Origin of the sequence: Pararhizobium arenae (assembly GCF_001931685.1) — a bacterium.
GTDB classification, from domain to species: Bacteria; Pseudomonadota; Alphaproteobacteria; order Rhizobiales; family Rhizobiaceae; genus Pararhizobium; species Pararhizobium arenae.
In genome coordinates, this window is sequence record NZ_MOOY01000022.1 from 1 (window position 1) to 7,319 (window position 7,319).

Genomic DNA, 7,319 nt, shown 5'->3' on the forward strand with positions numbered 1-7,319 from the left:
TAGAAACAGCTAGCTGCCGCCGTTCCGACGGACGAAGGGAAGCCAGCCGCGAGCGCAATCTTGGTCTGCTCTGTGACCTTAAACTGTACGGGCCGCTTCGTCTTCTTTTGGATGATGGTGGCTCGATCCCGGATCGAACTACCCGACCATAGGTCTTCGACTCTCAGTTTGACCAGGTCGCAAGCCCGGAGCTTGCTGTCGATGGCGAGGTTGAATAGCGCCAGTTCTCGGATCGCCCCGCTCATTTCGAGCCTAACGCGGATCGACCAAACGTTCTTTGGCTGCAGCGGTCGTTTCTGTCCGANGCGTCGCCTCCGTAGCAGACCGATTGTAGCACATCTAGTCGCTACTCGGCCCTAAGCGGACGTCAGGCGCTCGCTCCGCTTGAGCTTGAGTTGGCCGTGTTCGTGCCCTCACAAGTCCTATGATCGCCCGCAGCCCGATACCATCACCGTAATTGCACGCGCGAGCGACCGGAATGGTTGTCGCTGGAATGTAGATGCTTAGATTGCCGCCAAGATCAGCTTTCTGACGCTCTTATTCATCGAGAACACCCACAAGCGCTCGAGGGCGTGAAGGCTTGCTAACACATCGTCCTTGACCGTGTCGAAGTCCAGAAGGTGATTGATCGCGGGTGTCTGCACATTGACGAACGCCATGGATTTCATTAGCCGAACCATCATGTCGGGTTGCAGGAGGGGTCCCAAGGCCTCAGCCAGTTCCTCCGACTTCCTGGTCGTCACTGCGAGCTCACAGCCAATGCCCTTGAACTTGTGTATCAGCCTGACGCTGTTGCCACCATACAGGGGAGGGTAGTAAATCTAGCTTCCGTCCTTCCCGACGACATCCGGTTTCCGGAGGCGGAGTTGCGGGAACTGAGACGAAGCCAGCCAAGGCACGAACCTGCCTGGCTGCCATGGATGCGGCCAAGGTTCACCCCTTTCCGTCGCGGCGGAGTTGGCGGACCTTTTGAAGGTGCTTGGGTCGGAGCCATCGAAAGCCGCATCCGCGGGCAGGAAGGTCTCGGACGCATGGTCCGCGTTGAAATCGAAGCTGCCCCGTGCGGGCTAATGGAGGTGTTGCATGCAGGCGTTGATTGGGGTGGCGAGGTCCAGGGTGATGTTGTTGATCGCCGCAGCAGGCGCAGCGGGAACGTTGTCTATCATTCCCGCGCGGGCGCAGGACGATCACTCGATCTACTACGGTTCGCGTGCCGGCATGCACGTGACGACCGTCGCCAAATCCGGGATCGGTACGTCAAATGCCGTCATCATGATCAAGCATACGCTCAAGGACGCCAAGGCGTACTGCGTTGGATACGAGCAGGACTATTCGATGGCTTGCGTCAAACGGACAATGGCATCGATAAAAGTCGGCGACCGGGTAACGGCGAACTGCAAAAAGGGGACTTGGACCGACGTTTACGGCGAGGGGTATGTCCTTGAGGGCAAGTCGAGGTCCACTGACATCATGGCTGACTATGTCGTGCGCAGCGTAAAGTCGGGCGAAGTACTCGACGGTTCATCGGCCTCTGGCTACCCGACCGCTTTTAGCGTCTTCCAGGAACTTTGCCCTGGTGTCGCTGAATGATCCGTCGCCTCTCCGTCGCCACCGTACTTGCATGCTTAGGGCTGACGGCTCCGGTAAGCTCCCATGCCGCCGACGTTAAGTTCGAAGGGATTACGAGCGGGCAGTTCGGTCCAGAGGCACGATTCAGGCTCGAGGGCGAAATCGTCGAGGCCGACAGTGCTCGTGTGAAGCAAGCATTGGCGGAAGCCAACATCTCAGTTCAACAAGACCCTTGGCGACGGATCGTCATCGCACTGGATAGTCCGGGCGGCGATTACCACGAGGGACTAAACCTCGCCTTGGCGTTCCGTCGTCTCGGTCTCGCCACCGTCGTACGTGAGATGGACGCCTGCTACTCGGCCTGCGCCGTCGCATTTCTGGGGGGCGTCGATCTTCCGAAAGACCCGACCCCTGTCGGCGACGATGATCCTCTCCCCGATCAGAAGCCGTCGCGCACGATTGAGAAGGGCGCGAAACTGGGATTTCACGCGCCGTATCTCTCCGTTCCGGAGGGGAGTTACGACGCAGCCCTCGTACAGGATGCCTACAGGGCGGCGGTTTTGGGTATCGCGCGATTGGTAGCAGTCGCGGATCGTCTCCATCTCGTTCCAGCCGAGTTGCCTCGCTTGCTCGCTCCAGGCCGTGACGAGATGTATATGGCCGACGACGTAGATGCAGTCCGAGTTCTCGGCATCACTTACAACGACTTTTCGTACCAAATCCGGGATGGATATCCATTTTCGCATTCCATGATCCTGAACGGATGCGTCAACCGCTACTACCACCTCGGACGTAGAAGCAGTTCCGACGGCTACCAGATTGCGTTGTCTTCGCTCGAGGAATTCATCGAAAGTTCTCAGCTGATGGAGAACGGTGAGGACGCGATTGCGTTCGGCGTTCGCTCGATCGGGCAGGGCACGGTTTCCACGTGGCTCGCCTACATGCCAATCGCCAAGACGAAGGACGGTGATCGCTTCGTATGGTGTTTATTCTCGCCAGGCACAACAGGGCCAACGACATTCTACAAACCAGCAGGGACTATCGAAGAGCTGTTCTCGGAGCTCAAGGGCAAGGGCGACCTCTGGGACTTCACCTCATCCACGACGACGATCGCGCTTTCGACAGGTGATTGGGTTGACGATATGATGCGCGCAATTGACCTCGTTCCGCCACACACGAAGCTGGACGACGTGGCGAACCAACTCGAAACCTATCGCAAGTCCGAGCAGGCGGTCACTCCTCGGTGAGCACCCAGTACGGTGTGGCGCTGTTACAGCTTGAAGCAGAAGCGGTTCCGTGTCTCGCTGTTCAGCGCGCACAGCGTATATCCGTCGTCGGCGTAAGGAATTGACGGCTTGCCGTTTATCGTGAAAAAGTCGCCGTCGCGTGCAAAAATGGTCTTGTTGCCCGTCGGCCATACGAATTCGTAACGATCGGATCGCCGACTATCTACAATGACATTGATGTTCAGAGTAGCTTCACAGCGTTCGATCTCCCTTTCGCCACTTGTACTGAAGACAGCGCACGTGGCGGACGCTTTCGCACCGATTATTGACCGAGGGGATGTGGCATCCTCACTGGTGGCCGCTCCGCCGAGCTCTTTGAGAGTGAGGCCGGGGCGATATGAAGCAAGTTGGTTGATCCCCCAACTCCGGTCGGCGAAATTATCGACAGTGCAAGCTCCCTGACCCAGTAGGACGTTGTACATCCCGTTGTAACCGCAACCTTGCAGGCCGTTTCCTTTGACGGCGATCACGCATCCCGCTTCGGAGTACCCGGCATCGCTACTCGTCACAGAATAGTATCCGGTGCCATCTGCGGTCTTCAGGAGTTTGACAACAGATTCGTCCTGCGTGACGGGTTTCGTGAATTTCCCCACATCGACGGGGTCCTTCATCAGGCCCACCTGCCAATGAAAGGAATTCTCGCATGCATAATACGCACGTTCCTCGGGTGGTGCCGATTGTTCAGAAAGGCCTATGAGTTCGATTTCGAAGCGGCCGGCTTTCTCTACGGTATCGATGTAGAAGAAATCGTTGCCGATATGGCGCAGCATCTCCTGAATCAGGTCAGGGCGCATCATCGTCGAATTCGACCAAGGGACCAGATTGTTGGCGAGCAGCATGATCTTGCTCATGTCCTCCAAGGCAACGTCGTGGGCGACGGCCAGCGCTTTGGTACTGATCAGGCTTTCTTCCTTCAGAGCCAGGAACGGGCGATGAAACCCGAGCTTGCCGGTGATGTGGAGCTTACGATTGACGAAGGTCACCTCGGGTCCCTGTGCAATTCCCATCATGAACATGATGGCGCACATGGAGTAGCATTCCGCGCCTTCGTCGATGACCGTGCCAACGCCGTTCTTGTAGAAGAATTCAGCGAGTTTAACGCCTTCGGTGACGTTGCCTCCCGGGCTGTTCAAACAGATCGTGTCTCGCGCCGAACTCTCGCCGTCGACACCGAGAAATTCCTTGGCGGCGATTTCAACCAAGCGAGAGAAGTCACCCGAGACGATTTCCCCTTCAAGCGAAAGAACACAAGTCTCTTTGGAGGACTTCCTTATGTCAGCACCGGAGGCCGCGCCTGCCTGAAAGAATACCAGTCCGATGATGGCCATCCACGGCAAACAAACCTGCCACGATGACCTGTAAAGTTTCACCATCTGCCCCTCCCGGAAAGGTCGCGTCATTGATCCGCCTCGATCCTATCTGGCTGATCGCCTCGAACCTTGTTCCTTCTGCCTATCTTATTTCCCACGTCGTTGCGGTGAAGTTTCGGTTGATTGGTCCGATCCTCTACTCAGGCTTTTGCCAGTAGTGGTCGATGATGTGCTGACCGTTATTCACGATACGCTGCCCGATTTCGAGATCGCCACCTCTCAGCGTATCAGGTCACCACCGCACAGACGCACGAATAGAACCTGCTGGGTCGCGAACGTAAAAAAGTCGAGACTGGTCGGTTCGAACTCGAGGCCCGCTTTCGCGAAACCGTCCGCCACCTCGGCGGCCGCGTCGTCGATGGCATCGTATAGGCATCATCGATTTACCTTATCAGTAGCCGTTCTCTCATTTTCTTGAAGAAAACGGTAGTCTACAAACCGCCGCAAATATTTCGCTTGATCGACAACATGGAGTGACCGCTTCTGGCGCATAGCGGCCATGAACGATTCCACTTTTTGATGAGATGGCAAGGCTCGACGTTTCGTGGCGTCGAAACCTTGCCGCGCTAGGGTTTTCCGCCCATTAGCAAGGCAGAAAATAACCACTCCTAAGAAAATATCACCCGACTAATTTAAGTGAAATCGCATCCATGCAAACCCATTATGGCATGTTGTCGCTGGCGTCGGGAGAACGCATTGAAAACAAACGACTAATGGACTGTCGAATCCGCCTCCAACTCAGCGACTGCCGCTTGGCCAAGCTCAATAAGAACCATCGACAAGAGATATTTCACGAACGTAGCTTTCGCACGATCCGCCGCTTTGTACGCCTCTATACAAGCATCTACCACTCGGTTGGCTTTATCTTCCGCGGATGACTCAACATCCAGAGCAAACATGGAACCTGCCCATTCGACAGCGCACCCGTCACTGCCGAGAAAACATTGGCCAACCGCTAACACGTGTCTGACATCGCCGGACGGTGAGACAATCCGATATTCGGTGTTATATCCTTCGCCTGTGCTGACGGCCTTGGCGATGGCGGCTGTCACCCTTTCCACGTCGTCCCGGTGGATACTTTTGATGTAGCACTCAATTGGCATGCCGTTCTTTGCTAAGGCCGGACTGAGGTTGAAAAGCTCTGCAACGTACTCGTCAGCAAACACAACATCTTCTGACACCTTCCAACTATATATACCAATAGCAACCGGTGCGATAGGAGTGATATATTTTTGAAATGACGGAGTTTCTTTCTTCATCCTGAGTCCCATTGATGCGTTGAGATAGCTGGCGACCTAAGGCCTCCAGCCGCAGAAATCGCCAACGCGGGACATATGTACGACCAAGTACAAAACTAGCGATGTACGAAATCTTGAATATCACTAACTTACGGGATGTGCACAAATTCTTCTCTCAGCTATAGGTATAGTCTCTGCTGGACCTGTACCAACATGCAAAGACCTCCATCTGATCCATGGGCTCCCGTCATTTAATCGAAGGGGATTCCATTTGCCGAGAGGGTGGAATGGCTGCAATCGGCCCTTTGCGGTCATCAACTCCTTGACGATTAGCCTGCCACGATCTGTAAATGCTAGGATCAAACACATACGGGGAGCCCAAGATTTGCAAGCTTCAACAATCCGCGTAGCGCGACCAAGCGATAATTTGGATGCCCTTCGCCAATTTTACTGTGGTGGACTTGGGCTCGAATTATTATACGAATTTACAGGGCACGATGGATTCGACGGTATAATGGTCGGCCAGCGTGGGGTGCCGTATCATTTTGAGTTCACGAAAAAGGCAGGTCATCCAGTCGGCCGTGCCCCAACTGAAGACAACTTGATCGTCTTTTATATTCCCGATCAAACGGAGTGGAACGAGTCCGTTGCCCGCATGGTATCGTCTGGGTTTCCGCCCGTTCCTGCGTTTAATCCCTACTGGGATCGAAATGGTAAAACCTTCGAAGACCCAGACGGCTACAGAGTCGTCCTACAACACGCGGCTTGGGATTAGTCTCAACGGCCGCTATTGGCGCTAAGCGAAGACGGTCAGCGCGGTGCCGGCCGGATCAGGCTCGCCTCGCCGTGACCAGCAGGAGAAAGCCTCCAAGGTCGCGCCAACGTGAGAAGCGAGGGATGGCTTCACAAGCGGCGTGAGATGGTTGAGGCTCTGCGATGTTCGTTATCATAAAACCTGCCGAGGCTACTGCGTTCAGGTAGTCGCTTATCGTGCGTGGAAATCTTGGAACAGCGAACGGGAGAACGTCTTCGTCCTTGGGACGATCTCCAAAACGCCAACGCTCTGTAAAAGACGATCTATCAAAATAGCGGGCTACTTGGAGTCCCGTTGTGCGACCTTCAGCGTCTTTTACCCACCCGAGCCCCGGCGTGATGAAACAGGGATGCAGGACGCTGAAGAGTATGAAGCCGCCTGGTCGCAGAAGCCGATACGCCTCCCGCATAGCGCCGGGGAAATCTGGTCCATCCATCAGGGCCATAGTCGAAAGGACCGCATCGAAAGATGCGTCTGGCATCCCACTATGATCGCTATACGACGCCACTTGGTACTGGATTCCAAGCGGATCGGCTTCCTCCGTCCGCCTTGCATGCTCAATCATCCGGACTGAAAGGTCGATACCAGTGACGCGTGCGCCCATCCGAGCGAAGGCGCGAGTATTGGTCCCCTCTCCGCATCCGAAGTCAATGACGTCGAGCCCTTTGATTGCGGGTAGGGCATCAAGGAAAGCCGGGAAGGTAAACTTGTCTCTATAGACATCGAAGCCAGCTCGAACGTCTCGGGCCCACTGGTCTGCGTTTTCGTCCCAATGCTTCGCGACATCAGTTTTTTGCATGTCACCTTCCATAAGTCGGACCTCCGTAAACTCTCGGGAAGCTCCGACCATATCGCTATCCTTTACATCGCGGCAATGTCCGGTGTTGGCGCGAGAGAGACCACCGGCTGTTGCCGATGGTCATTAAACCTATAGCTCGATCTGCTCGGTAATTCTGAGGGCGTCATCCACCTCGACGCCGAGATAGCGAACGGTGCTTTCCAGCTTCGTATGACCGAGCAGAATCTGGACGGCCCGAAGATT

Annotated in this window: 7 protein-coding genes; 3 read left to right on the forward strand and 4 right to left on the reverse strand. The window is 55.4% G+C overall.

Translation table 11 applies throughout. The features are described from left to right. Positions 1 to 503: 503 nt before the first annotated feature. Positions 504 to 743, reverse strand: coding sequence for a hypothetical protein (locus tag BLX89_RS25270; RefSeq protein WP_245292921.1), 240 nt, complete (start codon positions 741 to 743; stop codon positions 504 to 506). Between the two features lie 340 nt (positions 744 to 1,083). Between BLX89_RS25270 and BLX89_RS23505 the strand changes: the two genes are divergently transcribed. Both BLX89_RS23505 and BLX89_RS23510 read left to right on the forward strand, forming a co-directional pair. Further along, entirely contained in the window at positions 1,084 to 1,590 is a 507-nt protein-coding gene (locus tag BLX89_RS23505; protein ID WP_245292922.1) for a hypothetical protein, read from the forward strand. Next, the gene (locus BLX89_RS23510; protein ID WP_075293365.1) at positions 1,587 to 2,816 is read left to right on the forward strand and encodes a COG3904 family protein; all 1,230 of its coding nucleotides are present in this window, start codon (positions 1,587 to 1,589) and stop codon (positions 2,814 to 2,816) included. Before BLX89_RS23505 ends, BLX89_RS23510 begins: the two co-directional genes overlap by 4 nt. Before the next feature lie 23 nt (positions 2,817 to 2,839). Here the strand turns inward: BLX89_RS23510 and BLX89_RS23515 are convergent, their stop codons facing one another. Both BLX89_RS23515 and BLX89_RS23525 read right to left on the reverse strand, forming a co-directional pair. After that, entirely contained in the window at positions 2,840 to 4,228 is a 1,389-nt protein-coding gene (locus tag BLX89_RS23515) for a COG3904 family protein (RefSeq protein WP_245292923.1), read from the reverse strand. A 707-nt stretch (positions 4,229 to 4,935) separates the two neighbouring features. Then, entirely contained in the window at positions 4,936 to 5,484 is a 549-nt protein-coding gene (locus tag BLX89_RS23525; protein WP_158026002.1) for a PAS domain-containing protein, read from the reverse strand. A gap of 364 nt (positions 5,485 to 5,848) precedes the next feature. Here BLX89_RS23525 and BLX89_RS23530 point away from each other — a divergent pair, with 364 nt between their 5' ends. Then, a complete protein-coding gene (locus BLX89_RS23530; RefSeq protein ID WP_075293368.1) occupies positions 5,849 to 6,238 on the forward strand; it encodes a VOC family protein in 390 nt (129 codons plus the stop codon). 55 nt (positions 6,239 to 6,293) lie between these two features. On the opposite strand, the gene BLX89_RS23535 is transcribed toward BLX89_RS23530, so the two are convergent. After that, entirely contained in the window at positions 6,294 to 7,076 is a 783-nt protein-coding gene (locus BLX89_RS23535) for a class I SAM-dependent methyltransferase (protein WP_198935193.1), read from the reverse strand. Between the last annotated feature and the right edge of the window lie 243 nt (positions 7,077 to 7,319).

Bases quoted from the DNA above. Each gene is read 5' to 3' on its own strand.
- BLX89_RS23505 (WP_245292922.1), top strand. From the start codon at position 1,084: ATGCAGGCGTTGATTGGGGTGGCGAGGTCCAGGGTGATGTTGTTGATC.
- BLX89_RS23510 (WP_075293365.1), top strand. From the start codon at position 1,587: ATGATCCGTCGCCTCTCCGTCGCCACCGTACTTGCATGCTTAGGGCTG.
- BLX89_RS23515 (WP_245292923.1), bottom strand. From the start codon at position 4,228: ATGGTGAAACTTTACAGGTCATCGTGGCAGGTTTGTTTGCCGTGGATG.
- BLX89_RS23525 (WP_158026002.1), bottom strand. From the start codon at position 5,484: ATGAAGAAAGAAACTCCGTCATTTCAAAAATATATCACTCCTATCGCA.
- BLX89_RS23535 (WP_198935193.1), bottom strand. From the start codon at position 7,076: ATGCAAAAAACTGATGTCGCGAAGCATTGGGACGAAAACGCAGACCAG.